Here is a 20,359-nt window from a genome sequence, read left to right as displayed (position 1 = left end):
TGCCGAGGGTCGCCGCGCCGACCGGCGATAACGTGGGCCCATGACGACGATCGCGACGGCCGACCTGTACGACGAGCGCGGCGAGGAGCTCGATTCCCTCGCCCTGCAGTTCCAGAACATCGGCGGCAACATCGCGTTCGACGGCCCGGTCCGCACGATCCGCTGCCACCGCGACAACGCTCTCGTGAAGGCGACGCTCGCGGCCCCCGGAGACGGCGCGGTGCTCGTCGTCGACGGCGGCGGGTCGCTCGAGTCGGCGCTGGTGGGCGACCTCATCGCGGCATCCGCCGTCGAGAACGGCTGGGCCGGCGTCATCGTGCACGGGGCGATCCGCGACCGCGAGGCGATCGGCGAGCTGCCGCTCGGCGTCAAGGCGCTCGGCTCGAACCCGCGCAAGAGCGCGAAGGACGGCGTCGGCGAGGTCGACGTGCCCGTCGAGATCGCGGGGGTCGTCTTCCGTCCCGGCGCGCACGTGTGGGCGGATGCCGACGGGGTGCTCGTCGAGCGCTGACGCTGCGGCGGCGACCGGAAGCCTCGGTCACCGCCGCCTCGAGTCGTGTCGGTCAGCCGGCGAGGGCCTCCGACAGCTTGACTCGCGCGCCCATCCGGAGGATGGAGTTCTCGTAGATCTTCGCGCCGACCCAGATCGCCGCGGCGCACGTGGCGAGCATGATCGCGAGCGAGAGGAGCGGCTCCCACCACTGCGCCGTGCCGAGGAAGATGCGCACGGGCATCGCGACGGGCGCCGAGAACGGCACGTACGACATGATCGTCATCACGAGCTCGTTGTCGTTGAAGAACACCACGAGGAAGTACGGCGCCATCACGAGGAAGGTCAGCGGCGTCGTGGTCGATCCGATGTCTTCCTGCCTCGAGACCATCGCGCCCGCCGCCGCGAAGAGTGCGGCCAGCAGCACGAAGCCGAAGAGGAAGAACACCGCGAACCACGCGATCGGCGCGCCGAGTCCCGACAGCAGCGCCGATTGTCCCGTGACCGTGAGGCCGATCACGGCGATTGCGGCGAGTCCGATGATCTGCCCCATCGCGAGGATGGTGTTCCCGACGACCTTCCCCGCGAGGAGCGCCCGCACCGGGATCGCCGAGATCAGCAGCTCGACGACGCGCGTCGCCTTCTCCTCGACGACGGACTGGGCGATCGTCGATCCGAAGGTGAGCGCCGCCATGAAGAACACCAGCCCGAACCCGAGCGCGACGATGTAGCGGGCGAACCCGTCGGTGGGGTCGGCGTTCAGGAGCTCGACCGGCGGGGTGAGGCTCAGCATCTGCATGAGCCCCGCCGGCGGCGACGAATCGGCGACGATCGTGTAGCCGAACGGCTCGGCGCCGCCGGGGACGATCGCCGCGTCGACGGTGCCGTCGGCGACGAGGCCCCGCGCCTCGTCGGCATCCGACACCTGCGTCACGTCCACGCTGTCGCCGAGCGAGGCGACGACGGGGGCGGTCTGCGACGTGACGGCGACGGGGGTCGCGCTCTGCGACTGCGCGGCGAACCCGCCCCAGACGACGCTCACGAGCGCGATGAGGAAGAGGATGCCGGTGGAGATCAGGAACGCCTTGCTGCGCAGTTTCGAGCCGATCTCGCGCTCGGCGACGAGCCACACGCTCTGGGCGAAGGTGGGGGTGTGCGCGGTCACTGGATGACCTCCTTGAAGATCTGGGCGAGGGAGGGATGCCGGGGTGCGAAGCTCGCGACGTCGCCGACGGCGACCGCGCGGCGGAGCACCCGCTGGGCGGTCTCGTCGTCGTCGACGTCGAAGAGGGCGTAGCCGCCGTCGAACTCGACGACGTCGACGCCCTGCTCCTCGCGGAGCCATCCGGCATCCGCGGCGGAGACGAGTTCGAAGCGGTGGCCGGCGAACCGCTCGCGCAGCCCGTCGCGGGTGCCGGCGGCGCGGATCGTGCCCCCGGCGATGATGACGAGGTCGTCGCACAGGCGCTCGACGACGTCGAGCTGGTGCGACGAGAACAGCACCGCGGCGCCGGCGGCCGCGCGCGTCTGGAGGACGCCGGCGACGACCTCGACCGCCAGCGGGTCGAGTCCCGAGAACGGCTCGTCGAGGATGAGCACCTTCGGGTCGTGGACGAGGGCCGCGGCGATCTGCGCACGCTGCTGGTTGCCGAGCGAGAGCGTCTCGATGTCGTCCTGCAGGCGCTCGCCGAGACCGAGCTCGACGAGGAGCGCCTCGGCGCGGGTCGTCGCCTCGGCCTTGTCGAAGCCGTGCAGGCGCGCGAGGTAGACGATGTGGTCGAGGACCCGCATCTTCGGGTAGAGGCCTCGCTCTTCGGGCATGTAGCCGAAGCTCCGGCGGTCGGCGGCGGTCACGGGGGCGCCGTCGAGCGTCACCTCGCCGGCGTCGCGGGAGAGCACCCCGAGGGTGATCCGCATCGTGGTGGTCTTGCCGGCGCCGTTGCCGCCGACGAAACCGGTGAGCCGGCCCGGAGCGACGGTGAAGCTCACATCGTCGAGCACGCGATGCGTGCCGTAGTTCTTGGTGATCCCGCTCAGTTCGAGCATGCGTCCTCCCGGGGGTGGCGTGTCATACCCCGGTTCTCGGGGATGATGTCGACGCTACGGCGCGACGGCTGCGCTCACCTCCCCCGGCGGGGGGAACTTCGGCATCCCACGGGCGGGGGACGTGGAGGGAGGGCGGGGATGCCGAGGGAGGACGGGGATGCCGATACAGCCGATTCACAGAGAATGGCAATCTCGCATCCACCCACCGGACACCGAGCCTCAATAGGCTCCGGACGTGACGAGTCTCGCGGAACGTGTCCGGCGGATGAACGCACCGAGCGGGACGGTCGGGCGTCTCCGAGAGCTCGGCATGACCCGAAGGGGTCTGCTGACGGGGTTCGCGGTGCTCCACGTCGTCTACGCGCTGAGCATCGTCCATGTCATCGTGTCAGGCGGCACCGAGGGGGATCTGCCGCTGTACCGTCTCTGGGCGCAGCAGGCGATCCACGGCTACTGGCCGGTGTTCGACTTCCCGTGGGTGTACCCCGCCGGGGCGCTCGCGCCGATCATGCTGTCGATCGCCGCAGGCCCGTACCTCTTCCAGGCGCTCTGGCTGATCCTCATGGCCGCGGGGAACTTCGCCGCGATCGCCGCGCTCACCGGCGGATTCCGCCGGATCGCCGACTACCCGGCGGCTTGGTACTGGCTGCTCATCCAGGTGCTGCTCGCGCCGGTGTCGATGCTGCGCCTTGAGGGTGCCGCCGCACCTCTCGCGATCGCCGGCCTGGTGCTGCTCGCTCGGCGACCCGCCGTCGCGGGTGCGCTCATCGCGGCCGCCACGTGGATCAAGGTCTGGCCGATCGCGATCGCCGCCGCAGCGGTCACCGTCCTGCGCACGCGGTGGCGGGTCGTCGCGGGAGGGCTGGCCCTGACCGCAGGCGTCGTCGCCGCGGTCGCGGTGGGCGGCGGCATCCGGAACCTGTTCAGCTTCGCGACCATTCAGTCCGACCGGGCGCTGCAGCTCGAGGCCCCCATCGCGACACCGTGGGTGTGGGGAGCGGTGCTGCGCGTGCCGGGTGCGGCGATCCGCCAGAACTACGAACTGGCGACACGAGAGGTCTCCGGCCCCGGCGTCTACGCGGCCGGTGAGTTCGTGACGCTGCTCATGCCGGTCGTGTTCCTCGGGATCGTCGCGCTCCTGTGGATGGCGCGATCCCGCGCGGCGCGCGAACGGCGGCTGACGCCCGCGCTCGAGCAGCGGCTCGTCCTGCGCGGCTCGTTCGCGCTCGCCGCGACCCTCATCGTCTTCAACAAGGTCGGGTCGCCGCAGTACATGCTCTGGATCGCGCCGATCGTCGCGGTGGGGGTGATGGTCGACCCGCGCGGGTGGCGTCGCATCGCGATCGCGGTGGCCGTCGCGAGCGTCCTCACGAGTCTCGTCTTCCCGATCCTCTACATGCCGCTCGTCGATGCGCAGCCCGTACCGGCGTTCGTGCTCCTCCTGCGGAACCTGATCGTCGTGGCCCTGTTCGTCGAGAGCGTCGTGTGGCTGTGGCGTGCGGCCGCGGCGCGCGTGCCCGTGCCGGTCGGTGTCGGTGCTCCCGCGACAGCGGTCGTTCCGGCATCCGACTGATGACCGCCGCGTGCCCGACTCAGGCCAGCCCGTGCCGGTGCGCGAACACGACCGCGGCCACGCGGTCGCGGGCGCCGAGCTTCTGCAGCACGTTCGACACGTGCGTCTTCACGGTGGCCTCGCCGATGTAGAGCGCCGCGGCGATCTCAGCGTTGCTCCGCGCGTCGGCGAGCAGGCGCAGCACCTCGGTCTCCCGCTCGGTGAGGTCGACCGCGATGCGCGGCTCGTCACGCCGGTCCGGCTCGCGCGACCCCTCGCGCGGCGTCGCGACCGGTCCGCTCGGGGGCGCGGCCGCGAAGCGCTCGATGACGCGCTTGGTCACCTCGGGGGCGAGGAGCGCGTCGCCGGCGGCCGCGACCCGCACCGCCGCGACGAGGTCTTCGGGCCCCGCGTTCTTCAGGAGGAAGCCGCTCGCGCCCGCCGCGAGCGCCCGGAACAGGTAGTCGTCGCGGTCGAAGGTCGTGACGACCACGACGGCGGGGCCACCCGGTCCCGACTCTTCGACGATCCGCGCGGTCGCGTCCAGGCCGTCCATGCCGGGCATCTGCACGTCCATGCAGATGACATCCGGCGAGAGGGCGGATGCCTGGGCCACCGCGCCCTCGCCGTCGCCGGCCTCGCCGACGACGATGATGTCGTCCTGGGCCTCGAGGATCATCCGGAACCCCGCGCGCATGACGGCGTGGTCGTCGACGAGGAGCACGCGGATCGGGGCGCTCATCGGGTGCCCTCCGTCGCGGCGATGTCGAGAGGGACCGACACGCGCACGAGGAAGCCGCCGCGCGGACGCGGGCCGGTCTCGATCGTGCCGCCGGAAGCCGTGGCGCGCTCGCGCATGCCGACGAGCCCGAGGCCCGGACGGGCGGCGGCGAGCACGCGACCCGTGTTGGTCACCTCGAGTTCGACGGCCGGCGCGCCCACGCCGGCGTAGCGGAGGCGCACGTCGGCGGAGGCATCCGGCCCCGCGTGCCGGCGGGCGTTCGTCAGTGCCTCCTGCGCGATGCGGTACAGGTTCACCTGCACGACCTCGGGCACCGGATGCGCGGCGCCGATGACGGCGTACGTCGTCGGCAGGCCGTTCTGCTCCGCGTGCGCGACGAGATCGGGGAGGGCGGCGAGGCTCAGGGTCGAGTCGCTCGGGGCCCCGGCATCCGGTGTGCGCAGTGTGTCCAGGAGCTGACGCAGCTCGGTCAGGGCGCTGCGCGCCGACTCCTCGACCGACCCCAGTGACGCGCGGGCGGCCGCCGGGTCGCGGTCGAGCACGGCTCGCGCGGCGCCCGCCTGCACACCCATCGCCGAGACGTGGTGGGCGACGACGTCGTGCAGCTCGCGCGCGATGCGCACGCGGTCGAGGGCCACCGCCTGGGCCGCCGTGATCTCGCGTTCGCGTTCGAGCTCGGCGGTGCGCTCCTCGAGCACGGCGCGCGCCTGCGCTTGCGCCCACGCGCGGTCGCCGAAGTACCACGCGCCGCCGAAGTAGGCGACGTTCACGAGGAACTGGATGATCATGAACGCCGCGAACGGCGAGAAGAGCCCGGCCCGAGAGAGCCCATCGTCATCGGGCGAGATCGCCGCCTGGAACGTCGTGACGATCAGCCAGACGAACATCCCGATCACGACCACCAGTCGCACGCCGTTCGCTCGCTGGCGATCCGCGACCCACGCGCCCACGGTGTACATCGCGATGAACATCGCGACGTTTCCGACGTAGACCTCGGGAATGCGGAACGTCACACCCAGGAAGAACGCGACGGCGACGAGTACGACCGTGAGCTCGGGGAAGCGGCGCCGGAACGCGAGGGGGATCGTCAGCGCGGCGGCGAACACGAGAGCCCAGCTGAACGCCGGCCCGTCCGTGCCGTAGATGCCGGCGACCTGGCCGAGCCAGGCGCTCAGGATCGCCGCGACGAACAGCGCCGCGGCGAGCCACACATCGGCGCGGAGCTCGTCGGACGTGACCGTGCGCACGAGCGCCGGTCGGAGCCGTGCAGCCCGGGAGCGGAGGGAGACGCGCATGGGATCCAACGTACGGGGGAGCGGATGCCGCGGCATCCCCCCTGCGACGGATCGCATCGGTGCGCGAGGATGGAGGAACGACCCCGAGGAGGATCCATGACCGCGTACACCGTCGGCGTCATCGTCGGCTCCGTCTCCGTCCCGTCGCTCAATCGTCGCTTCGCCGAGGCGCTCGGAAAGCTGGCACCCGAGGCCGAGCTGACCTTCACCGACATCGCGATCGGCGAGCTGCCGTTCTACGGCTCGCAGTACGACAAGGACTTCCCGCCCGTCGGCACCGCGTTCAAGGAGGCGCTCGGCGGCGTCGACGCTCTCCTGTTCGTGACGCCGGAATACAACCGCTCGATCCCCGGCGTCCTGAAGAACGCGATCGACTGGGCGACCCGCCCGTTCGGCACCAGCGCGATCGCCGACCGGCCCGTCGCGGTCATCGGCGCGAGCGGCAGCGCGGTGTCGACCGCGGTCGCGCAGAACCACCTGAAGGCGATCCTGTCGTCGCAGGGCGCGGCGCTCCTCGGCCGACCTGAGGCGTACATCCGCACCGGCCCCGACTTCTTCACCGAGGACGGCGCCGTCGCGAACGAAGGGACGCGCGAGTTCCTGCTGACGTTCCTCCGCGCCTTCCACACCCACATCGCCCGCTACGAGAGCTGACGGGCGACCGGCTAGAAGATCATCGGACGGTCGTCGTCGTCCGGGCCGTCGAGGTCGAGATCGACCGAGACGGGGACGTGGTCGCTCGGGATCTCACCCTTCCGCTCGTCGCGGTGGATGCCGGCGCCCACCACGGCGTCGGCGAACGCGTGCGATCCGAGGACGAAGTCGATGCGCATGCCCTCGTTCCGCGGGAAGCGCAGCTGCTGGTAGTCCCAATAGGTGTAGCCCGAGGGGATGAGTGGGCGCACGGTGTCGGAGAGTCCGGCATCCAGCAGCGCCTGGAACGCTTCGCGCTCGGGCGGTGACACGTGCGTCGAGCGGCCCTCGACGACCGTCGGGTCGCCGTTGTCGTCGGGGGTGGGGGCGATGTTGAAGTCGCCGGTGAGGGCGAGGGGGAGGTCGGGGTTCGCGCGCAGGGCGTCGGCCGTGTAGCCGCGGAGCGCTTCGAGCCACGCGAGCTTGTAGGCGTAATGCGGGTCGTCGAGCGCCCGCCCATTCGGGACGTAGAGGCTCCACAGCTCGACGCCGTTGATGGTGGCGCCGATCGCGCGCGCCTCCTGCGGGGCATCCGGTCCGTCATGGCCCTTCGCGAAACCGGGCATGCCGGGGAAGCCGATCTGCAGATCTTCGATGGGATGCCTGCTCGCGATCGCGACCCCGTTCCACTGGTTCAGGCCGTGCGCCTCGACGGTGTAGCCGGCGTCTTCGAACGGTCCGTAGGGGAACTGCTCGGGCTTGCACTTGATCTCCTGCATGAGCAGCACGTCGACGTCGTCGCGGACGCAGAACTCGACCGTGCGGACGACGCGGGCGCGGATCGAGTTGACGTTCCAGGTGGCGATGCGCATGGCATCCACCCTACTTTCGCCCGCCGACACCCCCGCCCCTCCCTCCTGCCCCCTCCTGCGCCCCACCCCGCGCTCGCGAATCACCGCTCTCTGCGCGAATCACCGCCGCATTCACGCGAAACAAGCGGTGATTCGCGAAACCGGTGGTGATTCGCGAGCCGGGAGGGGGGTGGAGAGGGGGTCAGCCGGCGGGGTCAGAGGTCGGAGATGATGTCGACGACGCGGTCCTTCGCGTCGCCGAAGAGCATCTGGGTGTTGTCGCGGAAGAAGAGGGGGTTCTGGACGCCCGCGTAGCCCGAGGCCATCGAGCGCTTGAAGACGACGACCTCCTTCGCCTCCCAGACGTGCAGCACCGGCATGCCGGCGATGGGCGAGCCCGGGTCCTCGGCCGCGGCGGGGTTGACGGTGTCGTTCGCGCCGATGACGAGAACGACGTCGGTCTGCGCGAAGTCGTCGTTGATCTCGTCGAGCTCGAGCACGATGTCGTAGGGCACCTTCGCTTCGGCCAGCAGCACGTTCATGTGGCCCGGCAGGCGCCCCGCGACGGGATGGATGCCGAAGCGCACGTCCACACCCCGGGCGCGCAGCTTCTCGGTGAGCTCCGCGACGGGGTACTGGGCCTGTGCGACGGCCATGCCGTAGCCCGGGGTGATGATGACCGAGGATGCCTCGCGCAGCAGATCGGCGACCGAACCGGGATCCGTCTCGTGCGCCTCTCCCTCCTCTTCGGCGTCGGCGCGCGGAGCCTCGATGCCGAAGCCGCCCGCGATGACCGACAGGAACGAGCGGTTCATCGCTTTGCACATGATGTACGAGAGGTACGCACCCGACGATCCGACGAGGGCGCCCGTGACGATGAGGAGGTCATTGTTCAGCAGGAAACCGGCCGCGGCCGCCGCCCACCCGGAGTAGCTGTTGAGCATCGACACGACGACCGGCATGTCACCGCCGCCGATCGAGGCGACGAGGTGCCAGCCGAGCGCGAGCGCGAGTGCGGTGACGGCGACGAGCAGCCAGATCGACGGGGTGATGACGTACAGCACCGTCAGGATGACGAAGAGGACGAGTGCGCCGACGTTGAGGTAGTTCTTCCCCGGCAGCATGAGCGGCTTCGACGACATGCGCCCCGACAGCTTCAGGAACGCCACGATCGACCCGGTGAAGGTGACCGCGCCGATGAAGACCCCGATGAACACTTCGGCGTGGTGTATGCCGACGAGCTCCGGCGCGATGCCCGCGGCGTACAGGTGCCCGTTCCAGCCGACGAGGACAGCGGCCAGGCCGACGAAGGAGTGGAGGAGCGCGATGAGCTCCGGCATCCCCGTCATCTCGACGACGCGGGCGCGCCAGAGTCCGATCGCCGCGCCGATCGCGATCGCGACGATCATCAGACCGATGCCGAGGTACAGCGCGCCCTGGTTCCCCAGCGCCACGCCGCTCGCGAGCACGAGGAGGAAGGTCGCCACGAGCGCGATCGCCATGCCCGTGATGCCGTAGACGACGCCGCGACGGGCGCTCTCCTGCTTGCTGAGACCGGCGAGCGCGAGGATGAACAGGAGCGCGGCGACGATATATGCCGCAACCGCGATGGACTGCGCGAGGAGGAGGCCGGCGGCGTCGCCGACGAGTGAATCGGTCACTTCTGGTCGCCCTTCTGGAACATGGCGAGCATGCGGCGGGTAACGGCGAATCCGCCGAAGATGTTGATGGAGGCCACGAGCACGGCGATCGCTGCGAGGACCTGTACGAGCGGGATCGGCGTGATGATCTGCGTCATCGCACCGACGATGATGATGCCGCTGATGGCATTCGTGATGCTCATGAGCGGAGTGTGCAGCGAGTGCGCGACCTTGCCGATGACGTAGAACCCGATGACGACCGACAACGTGAGCACGAGGAAGTGCTGCGGCAGCGGCGGGGGCGAGACGGCGCACACGAGGAAGAGCGCCGCGATGCCCGCGATCGTGAGTCCGGTCTTCGCCGAGCGCGACAGGCCCTTCTTCGGCTCCGGAGCGTGCGCGGGCGCGGCCTGGGGCTTCGCCGGCGCCGCCGATACCTGCACGGGCGGCGGCGGCCACGTCACGCTCCCCGCCTCGGTCACGGTCACGGCGCGCTGCACGACGTCGGTCTCGTCGATCGTGAGGGCGCCGTCCTTGCCGGGGGTCATGAGGGTGAGGAGGTTCAGCAGGTTGGTTCCGTACAGCTGGGATGCCTGCTGGGGGAGGCGTCCGGCGAGATCGGTGTAGCCCAGGATCACGACGCCGTTCTCGGTCACGACGCGCTCGCCCGCGACCGACCCCTCGACATTCCCGCCCTGGCCGGCGGCCATGTCGACGACGACGCTGCCGGGGCGCATCGAGGCGACGTCGGCCGCCGTGATGAGGCGCGGGGCCGCGCGGCCCGGGATGAGCGCCGTCGTGATGATGATGTCGACGTCGGCCGCCTGGTCGCTGTAGAGCTGCGCGGCGGCCGCGTCGTACGCGGCGGAGGTCGCCTTCGCGTACCCGTCGGAGGAGACCTCCTTGGCCTCGTCGGGCACGACGACCTCGAGGTAGGTGCCGCCGATCGAGGCGACCTGGTCGGCGACCTCGGGGCGAGGGTCGGTTGCCCGCACGATCGCGCCGAGGCTCGACGCGGCGCCGATCGCGGCGAGCCCCGCGACGCCCGCGCCGGCGACGAGGACCTTCGCCGGGGGCACCTTGCCGGCGGCGGTGACCTGACCGGTGAAGAAGCGACCGAACTCGTTCGCCGCCTCGACGACCGCGCGGTAGCCCGAGATGTTCGCCATCGAGGAGAGCACGTCCATCGACTGCGCGCGCGAGATGCGCGGCACCGCGTCCATCGCGAGCGCCGTCACCCCGCGGGAGGCGAGGCGCTCGAGCAGCTCGGGCCGGAGCGCGGGGCTCAGGATGCCGATGAGCACCGAACCCTCGTGGAGGAGGGCGATCTCGGCATCCGTGGGCGCGTTCACCTTCAGGACGATGTCGGCGGCCCAGGCATCCTCGCGCGTGACGATGGCGGCGCCCGCGTCGACGTAGGCGTCGTCGGGGAACGACGAGCGGATGCCCGCGCCGCGCTCGACGACGACGTCGTAGCCGAGGCCGCGCAGCTTCGTGAGGGTCATGGGGGATGCCGCGACGCGGTTCTCCCCGGGTTGTTCGGCGACGATACCGATCCGCGACATGGTGGTGCTCCCGTGTAGGTCCTGCTCCCGTGTGTTCCGTCCCCGACTATAGGGGCGGGGTTTCGGGCTCCCTCGCCGCTACGCCGGTGAAAAGTCGGCGTTCTTATCGTTTCCGTAGACTCATCCCCATGACCGCTGCCTCCACTCCCGCGCTCGAATCCGACCGTCAGGCGCTCATCGCCCTGATCGGCGACGAGGCCGTCTTCCACGGTGATTTCACCCTGTCGAGCGGCAAGAAGGCCACCTACTACGTCGACATGCGCAAGCTCACGCTCGACCACCGCGCCGCCCCCGCGATCGGGCGGCTCGTGCTCGACGCGGTGCGCGACCTCGACGTCGACGCCGTCGGCGGGCTGACCCTCGGCGCCGACCCGATCGCGAACGCGGTGCTGCACGCGTCGGTCGCGGCGGGTTCCCCGGTGGATGCCTTCGTCGTCCGCAAGGAGCCGAAGGACCACGGCCGCGGACGCCAGATCGAGGGCGCAGAGGTCGCAGGCAAGCGGGTCGTGATCGTGGAGGACACCTCGACGACGGGCGGCTCCCCGCTGAAGGCCGCCGAGGTCGCCGCGGCGGCGGGCGCCGAGGTCGTCGCCGTCGTCACGGTCGTCGACCGCAAGACGGGCGCGCAGGCCGTGATCGAGGATGCCGGCTACGAATGGCGCTCGATCATCGACCTCGACGACCTGGGCCTCGCGCCCCAGTAGGGGGTCGCGCCGTTTCGACGCGCTGCGCGAGGAGCGCAGCGACGAGTCGAAACGCGCCGCTCACCGACGAGGCGTCAGCGGACGACGGCGGTGACGGTCACGAGGCGCGAGAGGACCTCCTGGCTGATCGAGCCGAGCAGGAAGCGCGCGATCGCGCCGCGCCCGTGGGTGCCGACGACGGCGAGACGCGCCGTCCGCGCGTACTCGGTGATCACCTGCGACGGGAACCCGCGTGCGACGACCCGCTCGACGACGAGGTCGGGGTAGTCCGACGCGAGGCCGGCGAGCGCGAGGGCGAGCACCTCTTCGGTCGAGGCCTGCATGTTCGTCAGGTACAGGTCGGGGTACACGGCGAGGCCGTTCCGCGGCGCCTCCAGGGGCGTCCAGACGCTCACCGCGACGAGCTTCTCGCCGAGTCGGTCGGCCTCTGCCGCCGCGAACCGCAGTGCGTCCTCGCTGACCTCCGAGCCGTCGATACCGACGACGACGCCCGACCGCTCCGGCGCGTCGAGGTCGTCGATGTCGGGCACGACGACGACGGGGCAGTGCGCGCCGGCCGCGATGCGGACCCCGTGCGCCCCGCGCGCGGGGCCCGAGCCGGGACCCCGGTAGTCGCTGCCGATCACCAGCAGAGCGGCCTTCGCGGATGCCTCGATCAGCACGGCGACGGGGTTTCCGGCATCCACTCGGGTGGTCACCTTCACGCCGGGGGCCGTGCGCCGGATCTCGGCCGCCTCGTCGTCGAGGAGGTGCTGCGCCGCGGTCAGCGCCCGGTCGATGACATCCCCCTCGCCGACGGCGCCGATCGCTCCGCCGACGACCGAGACGAGCTCGATGCTCTGGTCACGGGCGGCCGCGCGGGCGGAAGCCCAGGCGACGACTCTGCGGGTCACGGGTGCGCCGGTCACGCCGACGACGATCGTGTCGTTCATGGTCCATCCCTTCGTCGGGAACAGCATGTGCCTCCAGCGTAGGACGCGCGGCGGCGGCCGGGCGAGGGCAGCGCCGTGAGAATCCCGCCCACCGCGAGCGGGACGAGCGGCCCGTCAGTGCGAGCGGGACGAGCGGCCCGTCAGCTCTGGAAGAACGGCAGCTGCGAGGCGAGCGCGAAGATGAGTCCCGCGAAGGTGAGGAGCATGATGCCGCGACCGTTCGGCAGGGGCGTGCCCTGCGGGGCATCCTTCCGCCCGCGGAGGAACAGGACGAGCGCCATGATCAGCAGGGCGAACGCCGTGACGATGAGGACGATCGCCATCAGTCGTCCTTTCCGCGGTTCCGCAGGAACTGCACGACGAACACGACCAATGTCCCCAGCAGGATGACGGTCGTCGTCGCGAACAGCAGGTTCTGCTCGAACTCGTTCACAGCGGTGTGTCCAGCCCTTCGGGGTTCTCCGACTCGATCGGGGTCGTCGAGACCAGGTCGGCAACCGAGTCGAGGACCTCATCGGGCCGGAAGGGGTAGCGCTCGATCTCGGCGTCGTCGGAGATGCCCGTCCGGACGAGCACCGTGTGCAGGCCCGCCTCGATTCCCGCGACGACGTCGGTGTCCATCCGGTCGCCGATCATCCCCGTGTTCTCGGAGTGCGCGCCGATGCGGTTCATCGCGGAGCGGAACATCATCGGGTTCGGTTTGCCGACGACGTACGGGTCCTTGCCCGTCGCGTGGGTGATGAGCGCCGCGAAAGACCCGGTCGCCGGCACGACGCCGTCGGCGGTCGGGCCCGTGGCATCCGGATTCGTGATGATGAACCGGGCGCCCGCGTTGATGAAGCGGATCGCCTGCGTGATGCGGCCGAACGAGTAGTTGCGGGTCTCGCCGACGACGACGTAGTCGGGCCTGCTCTCGGTCATGATGTAGCCGGCCTCGTGGAGGGCGGTCGTGAGCCCCGCCTCGCCGATGACGAACGCCGTGCCCCCGGGGTGCTGCGAGCGCAGGAACTCGGCGGTCGCCAGGGCGGAGGTCCAGATGCGGTCCTCGGGCACGTCGAGACCCGAGATCTTCAACCGTGCGCTCAGATCGCGCGGCGTGTAGAAGGGATTGTTCGTGAGGACCAGGAACGGAGTGCCGGTGTCGCGCCACTGCGTGAGCAGTTCTGCGGCCCCCGGGATCGGCACGTTCTCGTGGACGAGGACCCCGTCCATGTCGGTCAGCCAGCATTCGATATCGGCCCGTGTCCGCATGCGGCCAGCCTAGTGGCGGCGATCGTCGTAGTCTCATCCCGTGGCCAAGGATCCGCGGGGACGAGACGACTGGGATCCTGAGCGCCTTCCCGACCTCGCGGGGCGGCGTTACCTGGTGACCGGTTCGACCGCCGGGCTCGGCTTCTTTTCGTCGATGCAGCTCGCCGAGGCGGGAGCGCACGTCATCATGACGGGGCGGAACCCGAACCGGCTCCGGGCGGCGCGCTCCGCGGTGACCCGCCAGGTACCGGATGCCGACATCTCCACCCTCCTGCTCGACACGAGCAACCTGGGTTCGGTGCGGGCCGCCGCCGCCACCGTCCGGGGTCGCGCGGGGCTGCACGGGCTGCTGCTGAACGCCGGTATCGTGCACCCACCGCCCCGGCGCGACACGACACCCGACGGGCACGAGATCGTCTTCGCGACGAACGCCCTCGGGCACTACGCGCTCGCCGGCGAGCTGCTGCTGCCGCTCGCCGCGGGGCGCGGACGCATGGTGTGGGTGGGATCGATGTCGACGTCGCTCTGGCGCTACGACCCGATCGACCCCGAGCTCGAGAACGGCTATACGCCGTGGCGCGCATACGTGCAGTCGAAGGTCGCGACGACGGCGCTCGGCCTCGAGGCCGACCGGCGCCTCCGGGCGGCGAACGTCCCCGTCGCGAGCGTCGTGGCGCACCCGGGATATGCGATCAGCGGGCGGACCCGGGGCATCCTGGGCGTCAACGAGCCCTCGCGCACGAAACGCTTCTTCGACAACCTGCAGGCGCCGATCACCCAGTCGAAGGAGCACGGCGCGCGCCCGCTCGTGCGCGCGCTCGTCGATCCCGAGGTCGAGGGTGGCCAGTTCTGGGGTCCGTCGCGCGTCGTGAGCGGGGCGCCGCGGCTCGCGACTCCCGCGGCGATCGCCCGCGACGAGACGGTCGGCGCCCGCTTGTGGAACTACGCCGAGCACGCGACCGGGGTGCAGTGGAAGTACCTCTCCGCGCGGAGGCGCGCGCGATGACCGAACCCGCGCACCCCGCCGATGCGGCCGCCGGTGCCGTCGCCCTTCCCTCGCGCTGGCACCGGCTGCGCACGGCGCTGACGGATGCCGGGAGCTTCCGCGGCTGGCTCATCGATGCCAATGACGGGATCGTCGCGACCGCGAGTGTGCTCCAGGGCTTCGCGGGCGCCGGCGCCGGCGACCGGCTGCTGCTGTTCGCCGCGACGGCCGCGACGATCGCGGGAGCGCTGTCGACGGGCGGCGCCAAATGGGCGGAGGAGGCCGCGGAGCGCGAGGCCGAGCAACGGATCGTCGACGAGGAGTCGCGCGAGCTCGCCCTCGACCCGGTCGGGGAGATCGACGAGCTTGCGGCGCTCTGGGAGGAACGCGGACTCACCCCCGAGACGGCGCGGAAGGTCGCCGAAGAGCTCACGGCGCACGACGCGCTCGGCGCGCAGCTCGATGCGGAGTACGGCATTGACGAGCTCATGGCCGCTGCGGCGCCGATCTGGTCGGGGATCGCCGCCGCGCTCGCGTTCGTCGTCGGTGCGGCGATTCCGCTGCTGGTCACGTGGCTCGTGCCCGGGCAGATCGAAGACACGGTCATCGTGATCGCGGTCGTCGTCTCACTCACGGTGACCTCGGTCGTTGCGGCGCAGGCAGGGCACCTGAGCGTCGTCAAGGTGCTCGCGCGAAGCCTCTTCGTCGGCGTCGGGACGATGGCCGTCAGCTACGTCGCGGGCCTCGCGCTGTTCTGAGGTCGCTCTTCGGGTCGCGCGTTCTTCGGAGATCGCGGCTTCTTCGGAGGGAACTCGCCGAAACGACCGAAGAACAGCGGATCTCCGAAGAACCGCGGCGCGCTTCGGGGGCTCAGGCGGTGAGCCAGACGGCGGATGCCGCGGCATCCGGCAGCTCGATCGTCTCTCCCGCGTCGACCTGTACCGCGCCGCGCCCGGTGACCGTCACGGTATGGCCGACGTCGACACCGGCGCTCTCGAGCGCGCGCAGCAGCGCCGGATCGCGGTCGCTCACCCGCAGCACGCGGCCGGTGTGGCCGAGGTGCGCCTCGGCGAGGAGGACGAACGGCTCCCGGTCGACGCGGCCGTCCGCATCGGGGATCGCGTCGCCGTGCGGGTCGCGCGTCGGATGCCCGAGCCGCGCCGAGATCCCCTCGAGAAGCCGGTCGCTGATCGCGTGCTCGAGGACCTCGGCCTCGTCGTGCACCTCGTCCCACGCGTAGCCGAACTCGCGCACGAGCCAGGTCTCGATGAGGCGGTGGCGGCGGATGATCGCGGCGGCGCGGAGCTCTCCGGCATCCGTCAGCGACACCGGCCCGTAGGGCCGATGCGACACGAGTCCCTGCGCGGCGAGCTTCTGCACCATCTCGGTCACCGTCGACGGCGCGAGTCCGAGCTCGCCCGCCAGCTGCGACGGGGTGACCGGAGCGCTCTGCCACTCGGTGTGGTGGTAGATCGTCTTCAGGTAGTCGTCGATCGCGGCGGAGGTGGGCACGCTCCAGGGTATCCGGCCGGATCCCTGCACGGTCCGGCGCCGGGTCAGACGCCGGTCAGCACGAGCCAGAGCAGGAGCGCGTTCAGCGCGACGAGCAGGACGGCGGCGATCGCTCCGGCGACGGTCGTCCACCAGCGATTGCGGTGCGCGCCCAGCACGTCGCGGCGCGCGGTGAGCCGCACGAGGGGGATGAGCGCGAACGGGATGCCGAAGCTCAGGACGACCTGGCTGAGGACGAGGGCCCACGTGGGGTCGACGCCGGCGGCGAGGATCACGATCGCGGGCACGAGCGTCACGAGGCGGCGGACGAGGAGCGGCACCCGAACCCGGAGGAGGCCCTGCATGATCTCGGCGCCCGCGTACGCGCCGACCGCGGTGCTCGCGAGTCCGCTGGCGAGGAGGCCGACCGCGAAGAGCGTCGCGACGCCGACGCCGAGCCCGGTCTTCAGGGCCGCGTATGCGCCTTCGAGGCTGTCGGTGCCCGGGACGCCCGCGAGGTTCGCGGCGGCGAGCAGCAGGATGCAGAGGTTGACCGTCCCGGCGATGACGAGGGCGATCGTCACATCCCAGCGCGTCGCGCGGAGGACGCGGGTGACCCCCGCGGCGCGGTCCTCGGGGCGTGCGCCCGGCGCCGTGAAGCGGTCGCGCGCGAGGGCGGAGTGCGCGTAGATCGCGTGCGGCATGATCGTGGCCCCGAGGATCGAGGCGGCCAGGAGCACCGACTCTGTGCCCTCGAAGCGCGGGACGAGCCCCGACACGACGCCCCCGGCATCCGGTGGGGCGGCGAACACGCCGTACGTGAAGCCGAGCGCGATGAGGGCGAGCAGGCCGATGATGACGAACTCGAAGCTCCGCGCGCCGCGGCGCTGCTGGACGAAGAGGAGCCCGATCGAGACCGCTCCGGTCGCGAGACCGCCGATCGGCAGCGGCACGCCGAACAGGAGCCAGAGGGCGACGGCGCCGCCGATCACCTCGGCGATGTCGGTCGCCATCGCGACGAGCTCGGCCTGCAGCCAGTACAGGCGTCGTGCCCACGGGTTGCGGATGCGGTCGCCGAGGGTCTCGGCGAGGCTCCGGCCCGTCACGATCCCGAGCTTCGCGGAGAGGTACTGGATGAGCCAGGCCATCGCGTTGCCGAGCACCACGACCCAGACGAGCAGGTAGCCGAACCGCGCGCCCGCGGTCATGTTGCTCGCGACGTTGCCGGGGTCGAGGTACGCGACGCCCGCGACGAGCGCGGGGCCGAGGAGCCACGCCGCCCGGCCCGGGCGTGCCGGGCGGGCGGGGACCTGTGTGGCCTCCGGATCGCGCGCAGTTTTCGACATGCCGAAAAGATAGCAGGAGATTTCGGGACGCCGAAAAATTGATGGTCTCGAGTCGTGTGATCACATAACTCAGGCAGAACGCCGCGCCGGGCGCGTGCCGGGGCGTGAAAGGGCGGTTTTGCCTGAGTTGTGTCGCGCCGGCGCACACCCCGCTGATCGAGTGTCCGCGTGGGCCGGGCCCTGCACCTCGCTGATCGAGTGTCCGCGCGGAGCGCGGGAGTACCGAGATCACCGCACGCGGGCCGGGCTAGCCTGGTCGGGTGGATGAGACGGGGCCCGCCGAGGCCGAAGCCGACGCCGCAGCGGGGGCCGAACCCGCGGTCGAGCCGCAGCTCCCCGTCGGCGTCGGCCCGTGGCCCGGCGGCCCCGAGGCGTGGCCCGACGACCCGCGCTACGACCGGGCCCTCCTCGCCGACGGCGACCGCCGGAACGTCATCGACCGCTACCGGTACTGGACCATGGACGCGATCGTCGCCGATCTCGACGCCCGCCGGCACGCCTTCCACGTCGCGATCGAGAACTGGCAGCACGACATGAACATCGGCTCGATCGTGCGTAGCGCCAACGCGTTCGCCGCCGCCGAGGTCCACATCATCGGCCGGCGTCGCTGGAACCGGCGCGGCGCGATGGTCACCGACCGCTACCAGCACGTGCGCCATCACCCCGACGTCGCGTCGTTCGCCGCGTGGGCGCAGGATGCCGGCATCCCGATCGTCGCGGTCGACAACGTCGCCGGGTCGGTGCCGGTCGACCGAGCCGAGCTCCCCGAGCGGTGCGCGCTGCTGTTCGGTCAGGAAGGGCCGGGACTCTCGCCGGAGGCGCTCGCCGCTGCGGACAGCGCGGTCGAGATCACCCAGTACGGCTCGACCCGCTCGATCAACGCGAGCGCCGCCGCCGCGGTCGTCATGTATGAGTGGTGCCGCCGCTGGGCGTGAGCCCCGCGCACCGGCGGCGACGGCTGGGCACCTGAATCCTCCGAAGGTGCCATCTTCGTCGCCCAGAACGGCACCCGCGGCGGATGTGCGCGCGCGAGGCCGTCCGTAGCGTCGAGGGCATGATCACTGCGGAGCACCTCACCAAGCGATACGGCGCCCACACGGCCGTCGACGACGTCTCTTTCACCGTGCGCCCCGGCATCGTCACGGGGTTTCTTGGACCCAACGGCGCCGGCAAGTCGACGACGATGCGGATGATCGTCGGCCTCGACCGCCCCTCGGCGGGACGCGCGCAGGTCGACGGCGCCGAGTACCGTCGCCTCCCGGCGCCGCTGCGGTCGGTCGGCGTCCTCCTCGACGCGAAGGCCGTCCACTCCGGCCGGACCGCGCGCAATCACCTTCGGGCGATGGCCGCGACCCACGGCATCCCCTCGTCCCGCGTCGACGAGGTGATCGAGCTCACCGGGCTCACGACCGTCGCGAACAAGCGCGCCGGCTCTTTCTCGCTCGGCATGGGCCAGCGTCTCGGCATCGCCTCGGCGCTGCTCGGCGACCCGCAGACGCTCATCCTCGACGAGCCGGTGAACGGGCTCGATCCCGAGGGCGTGCGCTGGGTGCGCGGCTTCGTGCGGCACCTCGCCGCCGAAGGGCGCACCGTGCTGCTGTCGAGCCACCTCATGAGCGAGATGGCGCAGACCGCCGATCACGTCATCGTGCTCGGCCGCGGGAAGGTCTTGGCGGATGCCGCGCTGAGCGAGCTCGTTCAGGCGTGGACCTCGACACGCGTGACCGTGCGGAGCCCGCGTCTGTCCGAGCTCGTCTCGCTGATCGCCGGTCCTGAGGTCTCCATCGCCTCCTCGGGCCCGGGCCTCGTCGAGGTGTCGGGCGCGACGCCCCAGCGCATCGGCGATGCCGCGGCCGCGGCCGGCATCCCGCTTCACGAACTGACTCCGACCGCCGGGTCGCTGGAAGACGCCTACCTCGCGCTCACCGGCGAGGCAGTCGAGTACCGCTCCCCGGCGCTGCCCGCGACCGGCGCACACCACGACGACACACGAATCGAGAAGCTCTCATGACCACCGCCGCCCTCACCCGCCCCTCGCTCGCAACCCCCGCCGACGACGAGCGCCTCACTTTCGGGCGGGCCGTCCGCAGCGAGGCGATCAAGTTCTCGACGCTGCGCTCGACGTGGTGGTCGATCGGACTCACCGCGCTCGTGACGATCGGGGTGGGGGCACTGATCGCCGGCTCGATGAACGTGCCGGGGTTCACCGGCATCCACACGGTCGTCTCGCCTGTGCAGTTCACGATGCTCCTGGCCGGCATTCTCGGCGCGATCACCGTGACCGGCGAGTACGGCACGGGGATGATCCGCTCGACCCTGACCGCGGTGCCGGTGCGCGGTGCCGTGCTGCTCGCGAAGGCGATCGTGGTCGCGTCGGCGATGTTCCTCGCCTCGCTCGCGATCTTCGTAGCCGCGGCCGTCGCGGTGACCCCGCTGCTCAGCGACGACACCGCGATCGACTGGGCGTCCTTCGGAGACACGTGGATGCCGCTGATCGCCGCGTCGCTGTCGATGTCGGTCTTCGCGCTGATCGGGCTGTCGTTCGGCTTCCTGCTCCGCAGCGGCGCCGGGGCGATCGCGGCGACCGTCGGTGTGCTGTTCGTCCTCCCGATCGTCGTGAGCCTCTTCGCAACGCCGGATCCCGACTGGGCGTGGGTCGCGGAAGTCGCACACTACCTCCCGATGTACGCCTCGAGCACGGTGATCTTCGCGACGATCACGGTGTCTTCCGACCCCGCCCCTGCAGCTCCGGCGGCGGCCGCGCTCGCCGCCTGGGCCGCCGGCGGCCTCCTGCTCGCCTGGGGCGTGTTCCGAAGCCGTGACGCCTGAGCGGCGT

General features: G+C 71.2%; 21 protein-coding genes. 9 read left to right on the top strand and 12 right to left on the bottom strand.

The window, feature by feature from the left end; translation table 11 throughout:
- The first annotated feature begins 40 nt into the window (after nt 1-40).
- Complete coding sequence (gene rraA, locus AC3ENQ_RS11415; protein WP_431804689.1) at nt 41-511, top strand: ribonuclease E activity regulator RraA; 471 nt, start codon at nt 41-43, stop codon at nt 509-511.
- Between the two features lie 52 nt (nt 512-563).
- Here rraA and AC3ENQ_RS11410 read toward each other — a convergent pair whose 3' ends face one another.
- Nucleotides 564-1,655 (bottom strand): ABC transporter permease, encoded by a 1,092-nt coding sequence (locus AC3ENQ_RS11410; RefSeq protein ID WP_431804687.1) that lies wholly within the window; start codon nt 1,653-1,655, stop codon nt 564-566.
- Nucleotides 1,652-2,536, bottom strand: a complete 885-nt coding sequence (locus tag AC3ENQ_RS11405; RefSeq protein WP_431804685.1) for an ABC transporter ATP-binding protein — start codon at nt 2,534-2,536, stop codon at nt 1,652-1,654. Before AC3ENQ_RS11405 ends, AC3ENQ_RS11410 begins: the two co-directional genes overlap by 4 nt.
- A 235-nt stretch (nt 2,537-2,771) precedes the next feature.
- On the opposite strand from AC3ENQ_RS11405, the gene AC3ENQ_RS11400 reads away from it, so the two are divergent.
- Complete coding sequence (locus AC3ENQ_RS11400; RefSeq protein ID WP_431804683.1) at nt 2,772-4,109, top strand: hypothetical protein; 1,338 nt, start codon at nt 2,772-2,774, stop codon at nt 4,107-4,109.
- Nucleotides 4,110-4,128: 19 nt separating this feature from the next.
- Here the strand turns inward: AC3ENQ_RS11400 and AC3ENQ_RS11395 are convergent, their stop codons facing one another.
- Nucleotides 4,129-4,830, bottom strand: a complete 702-nt coding sequence (locus tag AC3ENQ_RS11395; RefSeq protein ID WP_431804681.1) for a response regulator — start codon at nt 4,828-4,830, stop codon at nt 4,129-4,131.
- The gene (locus tag AC3ENQ_RS11390) at nt 4,827-6,125 is read right to left on the bottom strand and encodes a sensor histidine kinase (protein WP_431804679.1); all 1,299 of its coding nucleotides are present in this window, start codon (nt 6,123-6,125) and stop codon (nt 4,827-4,829) included. Before AC3ENQ_RS11390 ends, AC3ENQ_RS11395 begins: the two co-directional genes overlap by 4 nt.
- A gap of 96 nt (nt 6,126-6,221) precedes the next feature.
- Here AC3ENQ_RS11390 and AC3ENQ_RS11385 point away from each other — a divergent pair, with 96 nt between their 5' ends.
- On the top strand, nt 6,222-6,779 hold the full coding sequence (locus AC3ENQ_RS11385) for an NADPH-dependent FMN reductase (RefSeq protein ID WP_431804677.1): 558 nt from the start codon (nt 6,222-6,224) through the stop codon (nt 6,777-6,779).
- A gap of 11 nt (nt 6,780-6,790) precedes the next feature.
- On the opposite strand, the gene AC3ENQ_RS11380 is transcribed toward AC3ENQ_RS11385, so the two are convergent.
- From AC3ENQ_RS11380 to AC3ENQ_RS11370, 3 genes are all read right to left on the bottom strand, one after another.
- A complete protein-coding gene (locus tag AC3ENQ_RS11380; protein WP_431804675.1) occupies nt 6,791-7,630 on the bottom strand; it encodes an exodeoxyribonuclease III in 840 nt (279 codons plus the stop codon).
- Nucleotides 7,631-7,824: 194 nt separating this feature from the next.
- Nucleotides 7,825-9,270: a Re/Si-specific NAD(P)(+) transhydrogenase subunit beta gene (gene pntB / locus AC3ENQ_RS11375; protein WP_431804673.1), complete on the bottom strand. Its 1,446-nt coding sequence runs from the start codon at nt 9,268-9,270 to the stop codon at nt 7,825-7,827.
- Nucleotides 9,267-10,814: a Re/Si-specific NAD(P)(+) transhydrogenase subunit alpha gene (locus AC3ENQ_RS11370; RefSeq protein ID WP_431804671.1), complete on the bottom strand. Its 1,548-nt coding sequence runs from the start codon at nt 10,812-10,814 to the stop codon at nt 9,267-9,269. The genes pntB and AC3ENQ_RS11370 overlap by 4 nt, the downstream gene beginning before the upstream one ends.
- 128 nt (nt 10,815-10,942) lie before the next feature.
- On the opposite strand from AC3ENQ_RS11370, the gene pyrE reads away from it, so the two are divergent.
- Complete coding sequence (gene pyrE / locus AC3ENQ_RS11365) at nt 10,943-11,518, top strand: orotate phosphoribosyltransferase (protein WP_431804669.1); 576 nt, start codon at nt 10,943-10,945, stop codon at nt 11,516-11,518.
- 74 nt (nt 11,519-11,592) lie between these two features.
- On the opposite strand, the gene AC3ENQ_RS11360 is transcribed toward pyrE, so the two are convergent.
- From AC3ENQ_RS11360 to AC3ENQ_RS11350, 3 genes are all read right to left on the bottom strand, one after another.
- On the bottom strand, nt 11,593-12,450 hold the full coding sequence (locus AC3ENQ_RS11360) for a universal stress protein (protein ID WP_431804667.1): 858 nt from the start codon (nt 12,448-12,450) through the stop codon (nt 11,593-11,595).
- Nucleotides 12,451-12,590: 140 nt separating this feature from the next.
- Entirely contained in the window at nt 12,591-12,773 is a 183-nt protein-coding gene (locus AC3ENQ_RS11355) for a hypothetical protein (RefSeq protein WP_431804666.1), read from the bottom strand.
- Nucleotides 12,774-12,879: 106 nt separating this feature from the next.
- Nucleotides 12,880-13,701, bottom strand: a complete 822-nt coding sequence (locus AC3ENQ_RS11350; protein ID WP_431804664.1) for an HAD-IIA family hydrolase — start codon at nt 13,699-13,701, stop codon at nt 12,880-12,882.
- 40 nt (nt 13,702-13,741) lie between these two features.
- Between AC3ENQ_RS11350 and AC3ENQ_RS11345 the strand changes: the two genes are divergently transcribed.
- Entirely contained in the window at nt 13,742-14,707 is a 966-nt protein-coding gene (locus AC3ENQ_RS11345; RefSeq protein ID WP_431804662.1) for an SDR family NAD(P)-dependent oxidoreductase, read from the top strand.
- On the top strand, nt 14,704-15,444 hold the full coding sequence (locus tag AC3ENQ_RS11340; protein WP_431804661.1) for a VIT1/CCC1 transporter family protein: 741 nt from the start codon (nt 14,704-14,706) through the stop codon (nt 15,442-15,444). The genes AC3ENQ_RS11345 and AC3ENQ_RS11340 overlap by 4 nt, the downstream gene beginning before the upstream one ends.
- A gap of 112 nt (nt 15,445-15,556) precedes the next feature.
- Here AC3ENQ_RS11340 and AC3ENQ_RS11335 read toward each other — a convergent pair whose 3' ends face one another.
- On the bottom strand, nt 15,557-16,198 hold the full coding sequence (locus tag AC3ENQ_RS11335; RefSeq protein WP_431804659.1) for a metal-dependent transcriptional regulator: 642 nt from the start codon (nt 16,196-16,198) through the stop codon (nt 15,557-15,559).
- Between the two features lie 44 nt (nt 16,199-16,242).
- Complete coding sequence (locus tag AC3ENQ_RS11330) at nt 16,243-17,523, bottom strand: Nramp family divalent metal transporter (protein WP_431804657.1); 1,281 nt, start codon at nt 17,521-17,523, stop codon at nt 16,243-16,245.
- A gap of 260 nt (nt 17,524-17,783) precedes the next feature.
- Here AC3ENQ_RS11330 and AC3ENQ_RS11325 point away from each other — a divergent pair, with 260 nt between their 5' ends.
- The 3 genes from AC3ENQ_RS11325 to AC3ENQ_RS11315 all read left to right on the top strand — a co-directional run bounded on the left by AC3ENQ_RS11325 (nt 17,784) and on the right by AC3ENQ_RS11315 (nt 20,352).
- A complete protein-coding gene (locus tag AC3ENQ_RS11325) occupies nt 17,784-18,458 on the top strand; it encodes a TrmH family RNA methyltransferase (protein WP_431804655.1) in 675 nt (224 codons plus the stop codon).
- Nucleotides 18,459-18,577: 119 nt separating this feature from the next.
- On the top strand, nt 18,578-19,534 hold the full coding sequence (locus AC3ENQ_RS11320) for an ABC transporter ATP-binding protein (protein ID WP_431804653.1): 957 nt from the start codon (nt 18,578-18,580) through the stop codon (nt 19,532-19,534).
- Nucleotides 19,531-20,352, top strand: a complete 822-nt coding sequence (locus tag AC3ENQ_RS11315) for an ABC transporter permease (protein WP_431804652.1) — start codon at nt 19,531-19,533, stop codon at nt 20,350-20,352. The genes AC3ENQ_RS11320 and AC3ENQ_RS11315 overlap by 4 nt, the downstream gene beginning before the upstream one ends.
- Nucleotides 20,353-20,359 lie beyond the last annotated feature (7 nt).

Source organism: Microbacterium sp. bgisy203, assembly GCF_057706945.1.
The sequence above is the reverse complement of the archived record's forward strand: the minus strand, read 5'-3'. Positions and strand labels throughout refer to the sequence as shown.